This is a genomic window from Pseudomonas sp. 21, assembly GCF_000955805.1.
Lineage (GTDB): Bacteria > Pseudomonadota > Gammaproteobacteria > Pseudomonadales > Pseudomonadaceae > Pseudomonas.
The window spans coordinates 469501-486128 of sequence record NZ_JYOA01000003.1 but is presented as its reverse complement, the minus strand read 5'-3'; the positions used below and the strand labels follow the sequence as shown (position 1 = coordinate 486128).

At 66.2% G+C, this 16628-nt stretch carries 19 protein-coding genes; 15 read left to right on the top strand and 4 right to left on the bottom strand.

Going from position 1 to position 16628, the window contains the following annotated elements:
- The first annotated feature begins 279 nt into the window (after positions 1 to 279).
- Genes metG through UB43_RS07780 form a run of 5 tightly spaced genes read left to right on the top strand, consistent with a single transcriptional unit; the run spans position 280 to position 4993 of the window.
- Positions 280 to 2316 carry a methionine--tRNA ligase gene (gene metG, locus UB43_RS07800; RefSeq protein ID WP_045209852.1) on the top strand — a complete coding sequence of 679 codons (2037 nt, stop codon included), beginning with the start codon at positions 280 to 282 and terminating at the stop codon, positions 2314 to 2316.
- Between the two features lie 29 nt (positions 2317 to 2345).
- Entirely contained in the window at positions 2346 to 3149 is an 804-nt protein-coding gene (locus UB43_RS07795; protein WP_045209851.1) for a DUF4349 domain-containing protein, read from the top strand.
- Entirely contained in the window at positions 3146 to 3469 is a 324-nt protein-coding gene (locus tag UB43_RS07790) for a hypothetical protein (protein WP_045209850.1), read from the top strand. Before UB43_RS07795 ends, UB43_RS07790 begins: the two co-directional genes overlap by 4 nt.
- On the top strand, positions 3469 to 4584 hold the full coding sequence (locus tag UB43_RS07785) for a glutathionylspermidine synthase family protein (protein ID WP_045209849.1): 1116 nt from the start codon (positions 3469 to 3471) through the stop codon (positions 4582 to 4584). The genes UB43_RS07790 and UB43_RS07785 overlap by 1 nt, the downstream gene beginning before the upstream one ends.
- A gap of 10 nt (positions 4585 to 4594) precedes the next feature.
- On the top strand, positions 4595 to 4993 hold the full coding sequence (locus tag UB43_RS07780) for a DUF350 domain-containing protein (RefSeq protein ID WP_045209848.1): 399 nt from the start codon (positions 4595 to 4597) through the stop codon (positions 4991 to 4993).
- Here UB43_RS07780 and UB43_RS28805 read toward each other — a convergent pair.
- Entirely contained in the window at positions 4987 to 5517 is a 531-nt protein-coding gene (locus UB43_RS28805; protein ID WP_052969517.1) for a hypothetical protein, read from the bottom strand. The genes UB43_RS07780 and UB43_RS28805 overlap by 7 nt on opposite strands.
- Before the next feature lie 148 nt (positions 5518 to 5665).
- Here UB43_RS28805 and UB43_RS07770 point away from each other — a divergent pair, with 148 nt between their 5' ends.
- From UB43_RS07770 to UB43_RS07725, 10 genes are all read left to right on the top strand, one after another.
- Entirely contained in the window at positions 5666 to 5911 is a 246-nt protein-coding gene (locus UB43_RS07770; protein WP_045209847.1) for a type II toxin-antitoxin system CcdA family antitoxin, read from the top strand.
- Positions 5911 to 6222, top strand: coding sequence for a CcdB family protein (locus UB43_RS07765; RefSeq protein ID WP_045209846.1), 312 nt, complete (start codon positions 5911 to 5913; stop codon positions 6220 to 6222). The genes UB43_RS07770 and UB43_RS07765 overlap by 1 nt, the downstream gene beginning before the upstream one ends.
- A 37-nt stretch (positions 6223 to 6259) precedes the next feature.
- The gene (gene rsxA / locus UB43_RS07760; protein ID WP_045209845.1) at positions 6260 to 6844 is read left to right on the top strand and encodes an electron transport complex subunit RsxA; all 585 of its coding nucleotides are present in this window, start codon (positions 6260 to 6262) and stop codon (positions 6842 to 6844) included.
- Positions 6841 to 7395 (top strand): electron transport complex subunit RsxB, encoded by a 555-nt coding sequence (gene rsxB, locus UB43_RS07755; RefSeq protein ID WP_045209844.1) that lies wholly within the window; start codon positions 6841 to 6843, stop codon positions 7393 to 7395. The genes rsxA and rsxB overlap by 4 nt, the downstream gene beginning before the upstream one ends.
- Positions 7392 to 9719, top strand: a complete 2328-nt coding sequence (rsxC, locus tag UB43_RS07750) for an electron transport complex subunit RsxC (protein WP_045209843.1) — start codon at positions 7392 to 7394, stop codon at positions 9717 to 9719. The genes rsxB and rsxC overlap by 4 nt, the downstream gene beginning before the upstream one ends.
- On the top strand, positions 9719 to 10759 hold the full coding sequence (locus UB43_RS07745; protein WP_045209842.1) for an RnfABCDGE type electron transport complex subunit D: 1041 nt from the start codon (positions 9719 to 9721) through the stop codon (positions 10757 to 10759). The genes rsxC and UB43_RS07745 overlap by 1 nt, the downstream gene beginning before the upstream one ends.
- On the top strand, positions 10756 to 11391 hold the full coding sequence (gene rsxG / locus UB43_RS07740) for an electron transport complex subunit RsxG (protein ID WP_045209841.1): 636 nt from the start codon (positions 10756 to 10758) through the stop codon (positions 11389 to 11391). The genes UB43_RS07745 and rsxG overlap by 4 nt, the downstream gene beginning before the upstream one ends.
- Complete coding sequence (locus UB43_RS07735) at positions 11384 to 12097, top strand: electron transport complex subunit E (protein WP_045209840.1); 714 nt, start codon at positions 11384 to 11386, stop codon at positions 12095 to 12097. Before rsxG ends, UB43_RS07735 begins: the two co-directional genes overlap by 8 nt.
- On the top strand, positions 12094 to 12732 hold the full coding sequence (gene nth / locus UB43_RS07730) for an endonuclease III (protein ID WP_045209839.1): 639 nt from the start codon (positions 12094 to 12096) through the stop codon (positions 12730 to 12732). Before UB43_RS07735 ends, nth begins: the two co-directional genes overlap by 4 nt.
- Before the next feature lie 107 nt (positions 12733 to 12839).
- Positions 12840 to 13022 (top strand): PA3496 family putative envelope integrity protein, encoded by a 183-nt coding sequence (locus UB43_RS07725; RefSeq protein WP_017521020.1) that lies wholly within the window; start codon positions 12840 to 12842, stop codon positions 13020 to 13022.
- Between the two features lie 128 nt (positions 13023 to 13150).
- Here UB43_RS07725 and ppnN read toward each other — a convergent pair whose 3' ends face one another.
- From ppnN to UB43_RS07710, 3 genes are all read right to left on the bottom strand, one after another.
- Positions 13151 to 14542 (bottom strand): nucleotide 5'-monophosphate nucleosidase PpnN, encoded by a 1392-nt coding sequence (gene ppnN, locus UB43_RS07720; RefSeq protein ID WP_045210237.1) that lies wholly within the window; start codon positions 14540 to 14542, stop codon positions 13151 to 13153.
- Between the two features lie 297 nt (positions 14543 to 14839).
- Positions 14840 to 15232 (bottom strand): lactoylglutathione lyase, encoded by a 393-nt coding sequence (gene gloA / locus UB43_RS07715; protein WP_045209838.1) that lies wholly within the window; start codon positions 15230 to 15232, stop codon positions 14840 to 14842.
- Positions 15233 to 15387: 155 nt separating this feature from the next.
- Positions 15388 to 16605, bottom strand: coding sequence for an argininosuccinate synthase (locus UB43_RS07710; RefSeq protein WP_045209837.1), 1218 nt, complete (start codon positions 16603 to 16605; stop codon positions 15388 to 15390).
- Positions 16606 to 16628 lie beyond the last annotated feature (23 nt).

Sequence of the window (16628 nt, the reverse complement as noted above, 5' to 3'; positions counted from 1 at the left end):
GATGAAAGACTGAGCAGAATAGGCGGGCATCTTACGCCTCTCGCCGCCGCCTTGCTCGGGATCATCAGGGGTAGGCGGGGTTCGCGAGCAAGCTCGCCCCTACAGCCCAGGCCCGCGCGAGCCTGCTTTTCGTAGGAGCGAGCTTGCTCGCGAACAGCCCACGCGCCTGATGTGCACGGACGTACTCATCCCTGCAGCCAAGCGGCCCACGGATGAAAATTTCGCCTCGCCCCTATATAGTTGCCGATTCCCTCGTTTTAACCGGAACGGCCGATCATCATGTCCGAAGCCCGCAAGATCCTCGTCACCAGCGCCCTGCCCTACGCCAATGGTTCGATCCACCTCGGTCACATGCTGGAGTACATCCAGACCGACATCTGGGTTCGCTTCCAGAAGATGCGTGGCAACCAGGCGGTGTACGTGTGCGCGGACGATGCCCACGGTTCGGCCATCATGCTGCGCGCCGAGCGCGAAGGCATCACCTCCGAGCAACTGATCGACGGCGTGCGCGCCGAGCACATGGGTGATTTCGCCGACTTCCTGGTGGAGTTCGACAACTACCACTCGACCCACTCGGAAGAGAACCGCGAGCTGTCCTCGGCCATCTACCTGAAACTGCGCGACGCCGGCCACATCGCCACCCGCCCGGTGACCCAGTACTTCGACCCGGAAAAGCAGATGTTCCTGGCCGACCGCTTCATCAAGGGCACCTGCCCGAAGTGCGGCACCGCCGACCAGTACGGCGACAACTGCGAAGCCTGCGGCGCGACCTATGCGCCCACCGAGCTGAAGGACCCGAAATCGGCGATCTCCGGCGCCACCCCGGTGCTCAAGGAGTCGCTGCACTACTTCTTCAAGCTGCCTGACTTCCAGGCCATGCTGCAGCAGTGGACCCGCAGCGGCGCCCTGCAGGAATCGGTGGCCAACAAGCTCGCCGAATGGCTGGATTCCGGCCTGCAGGAGTGGGACATCTCCCGCGACGCGCCCTACTTCGGCTTCGAGATCCCCGACGCGCCGGGCAAGTACTTCTACGTCTGGCTGGACGCGCCGATCGGCTACATGGCCAGCTTCAAGAACCTCTGCGCACGCCGCCCGGAACTGGACTTCGACGCCTACTGGAAGCAGGGCTCCGACGCCGAGCTGTACCACTTCATCGGCAAGGACATCGTCAACTTCCACGCGCTGTTCTGGCCGGCCATGCTCGAAGGCGCCGGCTACCGCAAGCCGACCGCGCTGAACGTGCACGGCTACCTGACCGTCAACGGCCAGAAGATGTCCAAGTCGCGCGGCACCTTCGTCAAGGCGCGCACCTACCTGGATCACCTGGACCCGGAATACCTGCGCTACTACTACGCCTCCAAGCTGGGCCGCGGCGTGGACGACCTCGACCTGAACCTCGAGGACTTCGTGCAGAAGGTCAACTCCGACCTGGTCGGCAAGGTGGTGAACATCGCCAGCCGTTGCGCCGGCTTCATCCACAAGGGCAACAACGGCCTGCTGGTGGACGCCAACCCGGCGCCGGAACTGGCCCAGGCCTTCAAGGACGCCGCGCCGAGCATTGCCGCCGCCTATGAAGCCCGCGACTTCGGCCGCGCCATGCGTGAAATCATGGCCCTCGCCGACCAGGCCAACGCCTGGATCGCCGACAAGGCGCCGTGGGCCCTGAACAAGCAGGAAGGCAAGCAGGATGAAGTCCAGGCGATCTGCGCCCTGGGCGTGAACCTGTTCCGCCAGCTGGTGATCTTCCTCAAGCCGGTGCTGCCGAAGCTGGCCGTGGCCGCCGAAGCCTTCCTCAACGTCGCCCCGCTGAAGTGGGCCGACCACGAGCAACTGCTGGCCAACCACCAGCTGAACCCGTTCAACCCGCTGATGACCCGTATCGAGCCCGCGAAAATCGAAGCCATGATCGAAGCCTCCAAGGAAGACCTCCTCGCCAGCGCACCCAAGCCCGCCGGTAACGGCGAACTGACCAAGGACCCGCTGGCCGCGGAAATCAACTTCGACGCCTTCGCCGCCGTCGACCTGCGCATCGCGCTGATCGAGAAGTGCGAGTTCGTCGAAGGCGCCGACAAGCTGCTGCGCCTGTCCCTGGATATCGGCGACGAGAAGCGCAACGTGTTCTCCGGCATCAAGAGCGCCTACCCGGACCCGAGCAAGCTCGAAGGCCGCCTGACTCTGTACGTGGCCAACCTGGCCCCGCGCAAGATGAAGTTCGGCGTCTCCGAAGGCATGGTCCTGGCCGCCGGCCCCGGCGGTGAAGAGATCTACCTGCTGAGCCCGGACAGCGGCGCCAAGCCGGGCCAGCGCGTCAAGTAAGACGCTCCATCACGGCAAGGAGGCCATCGATGAAACTGCACCGCCTGGCTGCGCTCGCCCTGAGCGCCGCCCTCGCCGGCTGCGGCGCTCCCTCGGAGCACGCCGCCGGTTCCGGCGCCGCTTTCCAGGGGGAAGCGGCGAAAGCCGGATCCTTCCTCGCCTATGAACACCAGGTCGGCATCCGCCTGGCCAGCGAGCGCATCGACGCGCAACTGGCCGCCTCCCGCGACGCCTGCACCCAGGACCGTTTCGGCCAGTGCGAGCTGATCGCCATCGAGCAGAGCGGCGACAGCCAGATGCGCAACGCGCACCTCGTCGTGCGCATCGTCCCCGAAGGCGTTGAAAAACTCGTCGCCCTCGCCGCCGAAGGCGGGCAGCTGCAAAGCCGCAGCACCCGTGCCGAAGACCTCGCCCAGGCGGTCAGCGACAACCAGCAACTGCGTGACCGGCTGGAGCGCGAATACCAGACCCTGCAAGGCTTCCAGGGCCGCAAGGACATGAGCGTCAGCGACCTGCTGGCCCTGGCCAAGGCCACCGCCGAGGTCGAGCAGCAGCTGCAGGCCGCCAGCCAGGACGCGGCCCAGCAGCAACGACGCATCGCCACCAACCTGCTGACCCTGGACTTCTCCAGCGAATACCAGCCGACCGGGCGCTGGTCGCGCATCGGCAAGGCCTTCGGCAACTCGCTGGACGAACTCACCGACGGCACCGTCAATGCCATCCAGGTCGCCGCCTTCGGCCTGCCGCTGCTGGTCGTGCTGCTGATCGCCGGGCTGATCCTGCGCTGGCTGTGGCGCAAGCTCGGAACCCGGCGCACTACCCACCAAGCATGAAGAAATCCAACATCGTCTTCACCACCCTGCTCACCGGCGGGGTGCTCTACAGCGTGCTGCACCACAACCCGGTGTACCGCGACCTTTATGCCAACCGCGAAGACTGCCTGAAGGACTGGGGCAACACGCCCAATGCCTGCGAGCCGGAATCCACCACCAGCAGCAGTGGCGGTGGCAGCAGTTCCGGGCGCTACCGCGGGCCGAGCTACGAGGACGGTTCGCGACCGAAGACCGCGCAGACCTACCAGGTGCAATCGCGCCAACTGGTCACCCGCGGCGGCTTCGGCCACTCCGGCGCGCGCTTCTCCGGGGGCGGCTGATGCGTCGCCTGACCATGACGCCGCGCGCCGACTGGCGCGAGCGCTGCGAGGCGGTCGGCTTCACCTTCCACAGCATCGACGGCCGGTACTGGGACGAATCGGTGGCCTACGAATTCAGCCTCGAACAGATCGAGACGCTGGAGGCCGCCAGCGAAGACCTGCACCAGCGCTACCTGGAGTGCGTGGAATGGGTAATCCGCACCGGCCACTTCGAGCCCTTCCGGCTGCCGCCGGGCGCCCGCGAGGAAATCATCCGTTCCTGGAACCGCCAGGACCCGAGCCTGTACGGCCGCTTCGACTTCGCCTGGAACGGCGAAGGCCAGCCGAAGATGCTCGAATACAACGCCGACACCCCTACCGGCCTGCTGGAAGCCAGCGTGGTGCAGTGGCAATGGCTGAACGACGTGAACCCGGCTGCCGACCAGTTCAACTCGCTGCACGAGAAGCTGATCGCGCGCTGGAAGGCCATCGCCCCGGACGGCCTGCTGCACTTCACCGCCATCGACGGTCACGAGGAAGACACCGGCAACGCCCTCTACCTGCTCGACACCGCGCACCAGGCCGGCCTGCCCACGCGCTACCTGCCGCTGGAGTTCATCGGCCATCACGCCGGGCGCGGCACCTTCATCGACCAGTACGAGCAGGACATCCGCCACTGCTTCAAGCTCTACCCCTGGGAATGGCTGCTGCAGGACAGCTTCGCCGAGCACCTGGAGCGCAGTGACATCCGTTTCCTGGAGCCGGCCTGGAAGCTGCTGATGTCAAGCAAGGCCATGCTGCCGATCCTCTGGAAGCTCAACCCGCAGCACCCCAACCTGCTGCCCGCCAGCTACCGCCAGGACATCCCCGGCGCCTACGTGCGCAAACCGCTGTATTCCCGCGAGGGCGAAAACATCCGCATCGTCGCCGGCGACCTGCAGCTGGAAAGCGACGGCCCCCACGCCGACGCGCCCTGCATCTACCAGGGCTACGCGCCGCTGGCCAACCACGACGGCAACTACGCCGTGCTGGGCTGCTGGGTGATCGACGGCCAGGCCGCCGGCCTGGGCATCCGCGAGGACGCCAGCGCCATCACCCGCGACAGCAGCCGCTTCGTTCCCCACTATTTCGTCTGAAGGATCCGCCATGAACCTGCTGCAGACCCTGCCCAATTTCCTCGCCTACTTCGCCTCGGCCATCGGCCTGTTCGGCCTGTTCACCAGCCTCTACATCCGCCTGACGCCCTACGCGGAAATCCAGCTGATCCGCCAGGGCAACATCAGCGCCGCCGTGGCACTGGTCGGCACCCTGCTGGGCTTCGCCCTGCCGCTGGCCAGCGCCATCGCCCACAGTGTCAGCCTGGTCGACATGCTGATCTGGGGCGTGATCGCCATGCTGGTGCAGGTGCTGGTGTTCCTCGGCCTGTCGCGCCTGGTGCCGGAGCTCAAGGCCGGCATCGAAAGCAACACCCTGGCCCACGGCGTATTCCTCGGTGGCGCCTCGCTGTGCATCGGTCTGCTCAACGCCGCCTGCATGACCTACTGAGCATCCTCGCAGTCCACATCGCCGCCGCCCAGGTGCTCGAAGCCTTCGAGGTAGAGGCACGAGGCGTCTTCGGCACAATCCTGCAGCGAGGCGTTGCTCAGGTTTTCCCGTGACGTCGGGTCTTCCAGGTTCACCTCGGGGAAGATGTCCGCAACTTCTTCCGCGGTCATGATCCTGTCGAAGGTGACATTCACCGATTGCAGGCGGCCGAACTCCCAGTCCAGGTCCACCGCCGTGATGCGCGGGTCGAGCTGGCGCGCCAGCGCCTCGGGCAACTGCGGGCCGGCGTAGCTGAGGTCGGTGTCGTGGCAGGCGTCGCCCCAGTTGCTCAGCTTCTTGCTGGCGGCGCAGCTGAACTGCGCGTCAGCGTGACCGGTGCGCTGCTCCAGCAGGCAGGCGAAGTCGGCGACATTCATGCGTGGCCAGCCAACCAGGTCAGCCCGGGTGAAGGGTGCGGCCGAAGCCAGGCCACTGGAGAGCAGCAGGCAGAGGGCGGTGAAGCATCCGGACAGGGGTTTGCGCATCGCGACATCCGTGAGGGAAACCGATCGGGTTCGGCAGCCGCCGATATTCCTCCCGCCGCCCCTGGCACCGCAACCGATTTACGGAGCGGGAAGATTGTTCCCGCGAAGCAATGCGCATAACCTATGCGCATCTACCGTGGAGGTGCCCATGCACACGACCTACGACCCCCAGGCGCCGAAGAAAGCCACCAACCTGAGCCTCAACAGCGACCTGCTGAAACAGGCCCGTGAACTGGACGTAAACCTCTCGGCGGTACTGGAGGAGGCGCTGGCCGATGTGGTCAAGGAGCGCCTCGGCCAGCGCTGGCTGGAGCAGAACCGCGAGGCCATCGAAACCTACAACCAGCATGTCGAGGAAACCGGCGTGTTCAGCGATGGATTGCGGAGCTTCTGATGAAGCAGTTCGACCTCTACCGCAACACCAACCCGCGCACCCGCGAGGCGATACCGCTGCTGCTGGACGTGCAGAGCGACCTGCTGGCCTCGCTGAACACGCGCATGGTGATCCCGCTCAGCCGCGCCAAGGGCCTGGCCGGTATCAACCGGCTGATGCCGGAAGTGCACGTGGGCGATGAAACGCTCCTGCTGCTGACCCCGCAGATGGCAGGCATCGCCCGCCGCGAGCTGGGCGAGCCGGTGGGCAGCCTGGCGCACCTGCGCCTGGAGATCATCGCCGCCATCGACCTGTTGATCAGCGGAATCTGAGCATGATCAGCCCACGCCTGCGCACGGACAGCCAGCCATGACCGAACTCGCCCTGATCCTGGTCAGCGCCATCCTGGTCAACAACTTCGTGCTGGTGCAGTTCCTCGGCATCTGCCCGTTCATGGGCGTGTCGCGCAAGATCGAGACGGCGCTCGCGCTGGCCCTGGCGACCACCTTCGTCCTCACCCTCGCCTCGGCGCTGGGCTACATCCTGCAGCGCTACGTGCTGCAACCGCTGGACGTGGAATTCCTGCGCACCATCGGCTTCATCCTGGTGATCGCCGTGGTGGTGCAGTTCACCGAACTGCTGGTGAACAGGACCAGCCCGCTACTGGCCCGCACGCAGGGCATCTTCCTGCCGCTGATCACCACCAACTGCATCGTGCTGGGCGTGGCGCTGCTCAACGCGCGCAAGGCCGAGTTCGGCTTCCTGCAAGCCACCTTCCAGGGTTTCGGCGCCGGGCTGGGCTTCACCCTGGTACTGGTGCTGTTCGCCGCCCTGCGCGAGCGCATCGCCATCGCCGACGTGCCCAAGCCATTCAAGGGCGCGGCCATCGGCATGATCACCGCCGGGCTGATGTCCCTGGCGTTCATGGGCTTCAGCGGGCTGCTCAAGCCATGATCGCGGCGCTGCTGATCATCCTGGTTTGCCTCGCCGGCGCCGTGGCGCTGCGCCAGGCTTCGGCGCGGGCAAAGGCCTCCGCTGAGCCCATCGCCGGGCAGATCAACGACCTGCTGCCGCAGACCCAGTGCGGCCAATGCGGCTATCCCGGCTGCAAGCCCTACGCCCTGGCCATCGCCGGGGGCGATGCGATCAACAAGTGCCCGCCCGGCGGCGCCGCGACCATCGCCGCTCTCGCCGAGCTGCTGGACGTAGAACCCCTGCCGCTGGACGCCGCCGAAGAGACGCCGCTGCGGGTGGCCTATATCCGCGAGGCCGAGTGCATTGGCTGCACCAAGTGCATCCGCGCCTGCCCGGTGGACGCCATCGTCGGCGCCGCCAAGCTGATGCACACGGTGATCGTCGATGAGTGCACCGGCTGCGACCTGTGCCTGGAACCCTGCCCGGTGGACTGCATCGAGATGCGCGACCTGCCGGTGCGCGTCACCGACTGGAAATGGCCGCTGCCGCAGGGCCGGCTGATCCAGACAGACCGGGAGCAGGCGGCATGAACACGCAGGTCTGGCGTTTTCCCGGCGGCCTGCAGTTGCCGGCCAACAAGCAGCAATCCACCGCCCTGCCGATTCAGCGGCCGCCGCTGCCGCGCCGCCTGGTGCTGCCGCTGCAGCAGCACATCGGCGAGCCCGCCGTGCCCTGTGTCGAAGTCGGCCAGCACGTGCTCAAGGGCCAACTGATCGCCGAGGCCGGCAGCGCCATCAGTGCCGCGCTGCATGCACCGACGTCCGGCACCGTGGTCGAGATCAGCGAGCAACCTTATCCGCACGGCTCCGGCCTTAGGGTGCCCGCGATCATCATCGACAGCGATGGCGCGGAGCAATGGACGACGCTGGAACCCAAACCTGCGTATGTGTCCCTCTCCGGGGTCGAACTGCTGCAGCGCATCCGCCAGGCGGGCATCGCCGGCCTCGGTGGCGCCGGTTTCCCCACCGCCGCCAAGCTGGCCTCCCGCGCCCAGGACGATCTGCACACCCTGATCATCAACGGCGCCGAGTGCGAGCCCTACATCAGCGCCGACGACCTGCTGATGCGCGAGCGCGCCGCCGAACTGGTGGAAGGCATCGAAGTGCTGATGCACATCCTCCAGCCGCAGCAGGTGCTGCTCGGCATCGAGGACGACAAGCCCGAGGCCATCGCCGCCGTGCAGGCCGCCCTCGGCGAGCGGACGATCCGCCTGCAACCGGTCCCGACCCGCTACCCCTCCGGCGGCGAGCGCCAGCTGATCCAGGTACTGACCGGCCGCGAGGTGCCATCCGGCGGGCTGCCAGCGGATATCGGCATGCTCTGCGTGAACGTCGGCACCGCCGTGGCCGTGGCCGACGCCGTGCTGCGTGGGCGGCCGCTGATCTCGCGCATTACCACCCTGAGCGGCGCCGCACTCGCGCGCCCGTGCAATGTGGAGGCGCTGATCGGCACGCCCGTGGGCGAGCTGCTGGACTTCGCCGGCCTCGACCACGCGCAGCTGGACCGCCTGCTGCTCGGCGGCCCGCTGATGGGGGACTGCCTGCCCTCGCTGGACGTGCCGCTGATCAAGACCGCCAACTGCCTGCTGGCCGCCACCCGCGAAGAGCTGCCGGCACCGGCGCAGGCGCTGCCCTGCATCCGCTGTGGCGACTGCGCGCAGGTCTGCCCCGCCAGCCTGCTGCCGCAGCAACTGCACTTTTTCGCCCTCGGCGAAGACCACGACCAGCTGATGGCGCACAACCTGTTCGACTGCATCGAGTGCGGCGCCTGTGCCTACGTCTGCCCGTCGAGCATTCCGCTGGTGCAGTACTACCGCGCGTCCAAGGGCGAGATCCGCGAGCTGGAACAGCGCCAGCTGAAGGCCGAGCAGTGGCGCCTGCGCTTCGAGCAACGCCAGGAGCGCCTGCGCCGCGAGGAAGAACGCCGCACCGCCGACCGCCTGGCTCGCCAGGAGCGAGCGGCGCGCGCGCAGGAGGATCGAGCCGAGGTCGAAACCCTCGCCGCGCCGGCCGCGCAATCGGTGATTGAGCGGGTGAAGGCCGAGAAGTCCGTGGGCAATGCGTCCGACCAGCTCAAGCGCTTGAAGATCGAGGCGAGCATGGCCCAGGTCGCGCTGAGGAAAGCCGAGAAGCAACTGGCCGCCCACGACACCGAACAACTGCGCAGCCAGGTCGCCGAACTGCGTATCGCCGCCGAACAGTCGAAAGCCGCGCTGACGACTGCCGAAGCGCAAGGCACCAGCGCGGAGCCAGCCCCGGCTGCCGCTCCCGTCACGGACAAAGCGGCCCTGAAGAAGGCCAGGATCGACGCCGCCATGGCCCGCGCCCAGTTGAAGAAGTCCGAGAAGGCCTTCGGCGAATCGCCCAGCAACGAACAGCGCGCCACCCTCGCCTCCTTGCGCGCGGACGTCGAACGCACCGAGTGCCAACTCAACGAACTGCAGGGGATCGCCATGCCGACCGAACCGAAAACCGGGCAGCCCGTCGACGGCGTTCTTGCCCTGCGCCAGGCCAAGCTGGTCTATATCGCCCAGCGCGATGCCCTGCGGGCCGCTGAGCGCGAGGGTGCGTCCGCCGAGGAACTGGAAGCGATCCGCCAGACGCTCGCCGCTGCGGAAGCCGCCCTGCATGCCACCGAGGACGCCAGCGGCAAGGCGCCGCCGGACCTGGTGCGTACCGACAAGCGCCCGGTGACAGCCGCCCTGCGCGCCGCCAAGACCGAACTGGCCTACGCCCGCGCCGACCTGAAGAAGCTCGAGCGAGAAGGCGCCGGCGACCCGGCACTGGCCACCGCCCGCGAGCGCCTGCAAGCCGCGGAACGCGCCGTTGCCGACGCCAGTGGTGAGGCGCCTTGATGAAGCTGCCACGCATCAGCTCGCCCCACGTCACCGGAGCAAACCGCACGCAGCGGGTCATGCTGACCCTGCTGGCCGCCTGCGCACCGGGCGCGCTGGTGCTGATCGGCCTGTACGGCGTCGGCACGCTGTTCAATCTGCTCTGGTGCAGCCTGCTGGCCCTCTCCACCGAGGCACTCATGCTCAAGCTGCGCGACCGCCCGGTGAGCTTCTTCCTCAAGGACGGCAGCGCCCTGGTCACCGCCGTGCTGCTCGCCCTCGCCCTGCCGCCGTACTCGCCCTGGTGGCTGAGCGCGGTCGCCACGGTATTCGCGATGATCTTCGGCAAGCACCTGTACGGTGGTCTCGGGCAGAACCCGTTCAACCCGGCGATGGTCGGCTACGCGGTGGTGCTGGTGTCCTTCCCGCAGCAGATGAGCCAGTGGCCGGCGCCGGACAGCGCGCTCGGTTTCGCCGAAGGCCTGCGACAAATCTTCGGCTTCGCCAGCCAGGGGCCGGACGCCTGGGTCGGCGCCACGGCGCTGGACGTGGTGCGCAACAACCACAGCCTGACCATGGAAGAACTGCTGGCGCAGTCTGCCGCTTTCGGAAACATCGGCGGACGCGGCGTGGAACTGGTCAACCTGGCCTTCCTCGCCGGCGGGCTGTTCCTGCTCTGGCGCAAGCTGTTCACCTGGCACGCGCCGGTGGGCATGCTCGGCGGGCTGTTCGTCATGAGCCTGTTGTTCTGGAACGGCACGGGCTCCGACTCCCACGGCTCGCCACTGCTGCACCTGTTCAGTGGCGCGACCATGCTCGGCGCCTTCTTCATCGTCACCGACCCGGTCTCCGGCGCCACCAGCAACCGCGGCCGGCTGCTGTTCGGCATCGGCGTCGGCCTGCTCACCTACGTGATCCGCGCCTGGGGCGGCTATCCCGATGGCCTGGCCTTCGCCGTGCTGCTGATGAACCTGGCCGCGCCGACCCTCGACTACTTCACCCGGCCGCGCACCTATGGGCACAAGAAGCCGGAACAAGGCTTCAAGGCAGGTGATCGATGAACCGCGAGCTGCTCAAGAGCCTCCTGGCGCTGGGCCTGGTGGCGCTGATCGCCGCTGGCGTGGTGGCGGCCGTGCACCAGTTCACCGCCCAGCGCATCGACACCGCCCAGCGCGAATTCCAAGGTCGCGCAGTGCTGGAGCTGTTGCCCAGGGGCAGCTACGACAACCATCCGCTGGAGAGCGAAATCAGCGCCTTCGATCCCAAGCTGCTGGGCCGCGACGAGCCGGCGCCCGCCTACCTCGCCCGGCTCCAGGGGCAGACCACGGCGGTGGTGCTCCAGCCCGTGGCGCGGGATGGCTATGGCGGCTCGATCCAGCTGCTGGTGGGCGTGACCGCACAAGGCCGCCTGCTCGGCGTGCGGGTCGTGGCGCACCACGAGACACCCGGCCAGGGCGACCGCATCGAGCTGGGCAAGAGCGACTGGCTGCACGGCTTCGATGGCCGTTCGCTGACTGATCCGGGCGACAAAGGCTGGACCGTCAGGAAGGACGGCGGCCAGTTCGACCAGTTCGCCGGCGCCACCGTGACCCCGCGCGCGGTGGTCAAGGCCACGCACCTGGCGCTGCAGTACTTCGACGCACACAAGACAGAGCTGCTCGCCCCCGCCACCTCGGGAGACCAGCATGAGTAATCCCGGCTACCGCGAAATCGCCCTGCAGGGCCTGTGGAAGAACAACCCCGGCCTGGTGCAATTGCTCGGCCTGTGCCCGCTGCTGGGCACCAGCAGTTCCATGGTCAACGCCCTCGGCCTGGGGCTGGCGACACTCTTCGTGCTGGTCTGCTCCAGCGTCGCCGTAGCGCTGATCCGCGGCACGCTGAGCGAGGCCGTGCGCCTGCCGGCCTTCCTGCTGGTCATCGCCACCCTGACCACCTGCGTCGAACTGCTGATGCAGGCGTGGCGCTTCGAGCTCTACCAGGTGCTGGGCATCTTCGTGCCGCTGATCACCACCAATTGCGTGATCCTCGGCCGCGCGCAATCCTTCGCCGTGAACAACAGCGTGGTGCGCTCGGCGTTCGACGGTTTGATGATGGGGCTGGGCTTCGCCTTCGTCCTGCTGATCCTCGGCACCCTGCGCGAACTGCTGGGCCATGGGACGCTGTTCGCCGGCATGGACCTGCTGTTCGGCCCCGCTGCCGCCGACTGGAAGCTGCACATTCCCGGCTACCCGGGCCTGCTACTGGCCGTATTGCCGCCCGGGGCGTTCCTGCTGCTGGGCCTGCTGATCGCCCTGAAGAACCGTATTGATGAAAGCCTGGCGGACCGCGCCAAGGCGCAGGCGGGCGACGTACCCGCGACCGAGCGCCAACGCGTCCGCGTGACTGGAGTGATCGAATGAATGCCGCCAAGCGCGCGGAGATTTTCCGCCGACTCAAGGAAGACAATCCCAACCCCGAAACCGAGCTGGCCTACAGCACGCCCTTCGAGTTGCTCATCGCCGTGCTGCTCTCCGCCCAGGCCACCGACGTCGGGGTGAACAAGGCCACCGCCAGGCTCTACCCGGTGGCCAATACCCCGGAGGCCATCTACGCACTGGGCGTGGAGGGCCTGTCGGAGTACATCAAGACCATCGGCCTGTACAACAGCAAGGCGAAGAACACCATCGAGACCTGCCGCATCCTCATCGAGAAGCACGGCGGCCAGGTGCCGGAGAACCGCGAAGACCTGGAAGCCTTGCCCGGCGTGGGCCGCAAGACCGCCAACGTGGTCCTCAACACGGCTTTCCGACAGCCGGCGATGGCGGTGGACACCCACATCTTCCGCGTTTCCAACCGCACCAACATCGCGCCGGGGCGCAATGTGCTGGAGGTGGAGCGCAAGCTGCTCAAGTTCGTGCCCAAGGAATACCTGCTGGATGCGCACCACTGGCTGATCCTGCATGGGCGCTACGTCTGCAAGGCGCGCAAGCCGCAGTGCGGCAGCTGCCGAATCGAGGACCTGTGCGAGTTCAAGCACAAGACTTCGGACGATTGAGCGTTATGGGAAAATTCCTTCAGCCTGATTGAAAAAATCTTTTTTACCGCTTACGCCTTTGTCGATATAAGGGGCGCCAACACACCCCGTGTTGTGGAGTGCACCGAATGGCAAACGACAAAGAAGACCTCGAACTCGAGGACGATGTCAGCACAGACGACAGCGATGACGGCGCAGAAGCCACGGCAGAGGTCGCCAAGACCAACCTGACCAAGCGCCGCATCATCGACAACTACCTGGAAGAGCGTCGCCTGCAACGCCAACTGTCCGACTACGATTTCGATCTGTAAGCCTTTCCCTGATCCTGAACGTAAAGCCCGTATGAAAAAGCCCCGCATCCTGGCGGGGCTTTTTGTTTCCTGCTCCTTGTAGGAGCGCGCCATGCGCGCGATCGCGGGCTCGGCCCGCGCCTACAGGCTCACACTGCGACGCCGGCGCGCTGCACCACCCGGTAGCAGGGCTCGTAGGCCGCGCCGCCCGGCAACTTCATGCGGTGCTGCTCGACGAAGGCCTGCAGCAGCGCATCCAGCGGCTCCATGATGGCCGCGTCACCGTGGATCTCGTACGGGCCGAACTCCTCGATCATGCGGATGCCACGGTCCTTCACGTTGCCCGCGACGATGCCGGAGAACGCCCGGCGCAGGTTCGCTGCCAGCTCGTGGGACGGCACGTCGCGGCCCAGGTCGAGGGCGGCCATGTTCTCGTGGGTCGGCTCGAAGGGACGCTGGAAGCCCTCGTCGATCTTCAGCAGCCAGTTGAAGTGATAGGCGTCGTTGCGCTCGCGGCGGAACTGCTTGACCCGCTTGAGCCCTTCGCTCATTTCCCGCGCCACTTCGGCCGGGTCATCGATGATGATGCGGTAGCGCTGCTGCGCTGCCTCGCCCAGGGTCGCACCAACGAAGGCATGCAACTGCTCGATGTAGGCCGCCGCACTGCGCGGGCCGGTGAGCACCAGGGGGAACGGCATGTCCTGGTTATCCGGGTGCATGAGGATGCCCAGCAGATAGAGGAACTCCTCCGCCGTGCCGACGCCGCCGGGGAACACGATGATGCCGTGGCCGACGCGGACGAAGGCCTCCAGGCGCTTCTCGATGTCCGGCAGGATCACCAGTTCATTGACGATGGGGTTCGGCGCCTCGGCGGCGATGATCCCCGGCTCGGTCAGGCCGATATAGCGGCCGTCAGTGATGCGCTGCTTGGCGTGGCCGATGGTGGCGCCCTTCATCGGGCCCTTCATCACGCCCGGGCCGCAGCCGGTGCAGACGTCGAGACTGCGCAGGCCCAGCTCGTGGCCGACCTTCTTGGTGTACTTGTACTCGTTGGTACTGATGGAGTGGCCACCCCAGCACACGACGATCTTCGGCTCCACGCCGGCGTGCAGGGCACGGGCGTTGCGCAGCAGGTGAAAGACGTAGTCGGTAATGCCGGCCGAGCTGTCCAGGCCGAAGCGCCGGCTGTTCAGCGCGTTCTGGGTGTAGACGATGTCGCGCAGGGCGCTGAAGAGCATCTCGCGGGTGCTGGCGATCATCTCGCCGTCGACGAAGGCGTCGGCCGGCGCGTTGAACAGTTCCAGGCGCACGCCGCGGTCCTGCTGGTGGATTTCCAGCTCGAAGTCGCGGTAGGCGTCGAGGATGTGCTTGGCGTTGTCGATCTGCGTGCCGGTGTTGAGGATGGCCAGGGCACACTGGCGGAAGAGCTTGTAGGTACTGCCCGAGCCCGCTTCGCTGAGCTGGTGGACTTCACGTTGGGAGAGGGTTTCGAGGCTGCCCTTGGGGCTGACCGAGGCATTGTTTACCGGTCTTGGGGACATGCTGTATTCCTTGACGATGGAAGCCGGGCGCCAAAGCGCGAGGCCTTCCGATAAATCGATGCGGCCGTTCATTCGACCGTCATTGCCGGGGCGTCGCGGCGGGGATTCTCCGGCCCGCAGCGCGCTCCTTCTGACTGTGACAAGCGAATGGCGGAAACTGCTTCCGCAATCGACGCGTCCGACGTCGATGCCCCTTGAGTATGAACGCTGCGGTGACTTTCTGATGACAGCCGGAAAAGAAAAACCCCGCCGGCGTGGGCGGGGTTTTCCGAGGACGCTTCGACGACAGCCGAAGGATCAATCCTTGCGCTGCGGGCTCAGCAGCTCGATCTTGTAGCCGTCCGGGTCTTCGACGAAGGCCAGGATGCTGGTGCCGTGCTTCATCGGGCCCGGCTCGCGGGTGATCTTGCCGCCACGGGAGCGGATGTCCTCGCAGGCCTTGTAGACGTCGGCCACTTCCAGGGCGATATGGCCGTAGCCGGTGCCCAGCTCGTACTGGTCCACGCCCCAGTTGTAGGTCAGCTCGATGACGCTGTTGTCGTCTTCGTTGCCGTAGCCCACGAAAGCCAGGGTGAACTGGCCGTCCGGATAATCCTTGCGACGCAGCAGGGTCATGCCCAGGACTTCGGTGTAGAAGGCGATGGATTTGTCCATGTCGCCGACGCGCAGCATGGTGTGCAGCAGTCTCATCGGTTCTTTCCTCATCAGGTGCCCGGATAGCGGGCTTATAAACACAAACCCCGGCTCGTGGCCGGGGATTGTTGTTTTTCTGTAGGAGCGAGCTTGCTCGCGAACTGCGCAAAAAGCAAAAACTTCGCGAGCAGGCTCGCTCCTACACAGGTCGCTTAGAACAGCTTGCGGCCCTTGTTCGCGGCGATACGCATGCGCAGCGCGTTGAGCTTGATGAAGCCAGCGGCATCGGCCTGGTTGTAGGCGCCGCCATCTTCCTCGAAGGTCGCGATGTTGGCATCGAACAGCGAGTCGTCGGACTTGCGGCCGACCACGATGACGTTGCCCTTGTACAGCTTCAGGCGCACGACGCCGTTCACGTGTTCCTGGGAGGCATCGATCATCTGCTGGAGCATTTCGCGCTCCGGGCTCCACCAGTAGCCGGTGTAGATCAGCTTGGCGTAGCGCGGCATCAGCTCGTCCTTCAGGTGAGCGACTTCGCGGTCCAGGGTGATCGACTCGATGGCGCGGTGCGCCTTGAGCATGATGGTGCCGCCGGGGGTCTCGTAGCAGCCGCGGGACTTCATGCCGACGTAACGGTTCTCGACGATGTCCAGGCGGCCGATGCCGTTGGCGCCGCCGATGCGGTTCAGCTCGGTCAGTACCTGCGCCGGGCTCATGTCCTTGCCGTCGATGGCAACGATGTCGCCCTTGCGGTAGGTCAGCTCGATGTAGGTAGCGGTGTCAGGAGCCTTCTCCGGGGAGACGGTCCACTTCCACATGTCTTCTTCGTGCTCGGTCCAGGTGTCTTCCAGCACGCCGCCTTCATAGGAGATGTGCAGCAGGTTGGCATCCATGGAGTACGGCGATTTCTTCTTGCCGTGGCGCTCGATCGGGATGTTGTGGGCTTCGGCGTAGTCCATCAGCTTCTCGCGGGACAGCAGGTCCCACTCACGCCAGGGAGCAATCACCTTCACGCCCGGCTTGAGCGCATAGGCGCCCAGTTCGAAACGCACCTGGTCGTTGCCCTTGCCGGTGGCGCCGTGGGAGATGGCGTCAGCGCCGGTGGCGTTGGCGATCTCGATCAGGCGCTTGGCGATCAGCGGGCGAGCGATGGAAGTACCCAGCAGGTACTCGCCTTCGTAGACGGTGTTGGCACGGAACATCGGGAAGACGAAGTCGCGGACGAACTCTTCTCGCAGGTCCTCGATGAAGACCTCTTTCACGCCCATCTGCTTGGCCTTGGCGCGGGCCGGTTCGACCTCCTCGCCCTGCCCCAGGTCGGCGGTGAAGGTCACCACTTCACAGTTATAGGTATCCTGCAGCCACTTCAGAATTACCGAGGTGTCCAGGCCACCGGAATACGCCAGGACTACCTTCTTCACGTCCGCCATGCCACTCAACTCCACGGGGGTTG

Excerpts from the sequence above, each read along its gene's own strand:
- UB43_RS07780 (WP_045209848.1), top strand. The coding sequence starts at position 4,595 with ATGAACCTGCTGCAGACCCTGCCCAATTTCCTCGCCTACTTCGCCTCG.
- rsxA (WP_045209845.1), top strand. The coding sequence starts at position 6,260 with ATGACCGAACTCGCCCTGATCCTGGTCAGCGCCATCCTGGTCAACAAC.
- UB43_RS07735 (WP_045209840.1), top strand. The coding sequence starts at position 11,384 with ATGAGTAATCCCGGCTACCGCGAAATCGCCCTGCAGGGCCTGTGGAAG.
- UB43_RS07785 (WP_045209849.1), top strand. The coding sequence starts at position 3,469 with ATGCGTCGCCTGACCATGACGCCGCGCGCCGACTGGCGCGAGCGCTGC.
- nth (WP_045209839.1), top strand. The coding sequence starts at position 12,094 with ATGAATGCCGCCAAGCGCGCGGAGATTTTCCGCCGACTCAAGGAAGAC.
- gloA (WP_045209838.1), bottom strand. The coding sequence starts at position 15,232 with ATGAGACTGCTGCACACCATGCTGCGCGTCGGCGACATGGACAAATCC.
- UB43_RS07725 (WP_017521020.1), top strand. The coding sequence starts at position 12,840 with ATGGCAAACGACAAAGAAGACCTCGAACTCGAGGACGATGTCAGCACA.
- UB43_RS07710 (WP_045209837.1), bottom strand. The coding sequence starts at position 16,605 with ATGGCGGACGTGAAGAAGGTAGTCCTGGCGTATTCCGGTGGCCTGGAC.
- UB43_RS07790 (WP_045209850.1), top strand. The coding sequence starts at position 3,146 with ATGAAGAAATCCAACATCGTCTTCACCACCCTGCTCACCGGCGGGGTG.
- UB43_RS07770 (WP_045209847.1), top strand. The coding sequence starts at position 5,666 with ATGCACACGACCTACGACCCCCAGGCGCCGAAGAAAGCCACCAACCTG.
- rsxG (WP_045209841.1), top strand. The coding sequence starts at position 10,756 with ATGAACCGCGAGCTGCTCAAGAGCCTCCTGGCGCTGGGCCTGGTGGCG.
- rsxB (WP_045209844.1), top strand. The coding sequence starts at position 6,841 with ATGATCGCGGCGCTGCTGATCATCCTGGTTTGCCTCGCCGGCGCCGTG.
- ppnN (WP_045210237.1), bottom strand. The coding sequence starts at position 14,542 with ATGTCCCCAAGACCGGTAAACAATGCCTCGGTCAGCCCCAAGGGCAGC.
- UB43_RS07745 (WP_045209842.1), top strand. The coding sequence starts at position 9,719 with ATGAAGCTGCCACGCATCAGCTCGCCCCACGTCACCGGAGCAAACCGC.
- UB43_RS07765 (WP_045209846.1), top strand. The coding sequence starts at position 5,911 with ATGAAGCAGTTCGACCTCTACCGCAACACCAACCCGCGCACCCGCGAG.
- metG (WP_045209852.1), top strand. The coding sequence starts at position 280 with ATGTCCGAAGCCCGCAAGATCCTCGTCACCAGCGCCCTGCCCTACGCC.
- UB43_RS28805 (WP_052969517.1), bottom strand. The coding sequence starts at position 5,517 with ATGCGCAAACCCCTGTCCGGATGCTTCACCGCCCTCTGCCTGCTGCTC.
- rsxC (WP_045209843.1), top strand. The coding sequence starts at position 7,392 with ATGAACACGCAGGTCTGGCGTTTTCCCGGCGGCCTGCAGTTGCCGGCC.
- UB43_RS07795 (WP_045209851.1), top strand. The coding sequence starts at position 2,346 with ATGAAACTGCACCGCCTGGCTGCGCTCGCCCTGAGCGCCGCCCTCGCC.